This window comes from Sphingomonas sp. 10B4 (assembly GCF_035019905.1).
Classification (GTDB): domain Bacteria; phylum Pseudomonadota; class Alphaproteobacteria; order Sphingomonadales; family Sphingomonadaceae; genus Sphingomonas; species Sphingomonas glacialis.
Map to the genome: position 1 here is coordinate 1 of NZ_JASJVC010000479.1, position 248 is coordinate 248.

The window sequence follows — 248 nt, forward strand, 5'->3', positions numbered from 1 at the left end:
ATACGGTGCGGGCCTGGCACCGGCTGTATCGCGAGCATGGCCTGACCGGCTTGGTGGTATTCGACATTGGTGGCAGCCACAGCCGGCTTTCGGCGGAACAGGAAGTGGCGCTGTTTGCCTGGGTCAGCGCCAGCCTGCCTCGCAATACGCGCACGATCGGTGCGTGGATCGCCGACAGCTTTGGCCTTGAGTATAGTCACGCTGGGCTGATCGCGTTGCTGCATCGGCTGAACCTGGCATATCGCAAG

Annotated in this window: 1 protein-coding gene; it reads left to right on the plus strand. The window is 62.5% G+C overall.

The annotated features are described in order from the left end of the window. Window positions 1-248 (plus strand): hypothetical protein (locus QN347_RS20575; protein WP_323494515.1); only part of this gene is annotated, 248 nt, incomplete at both ends.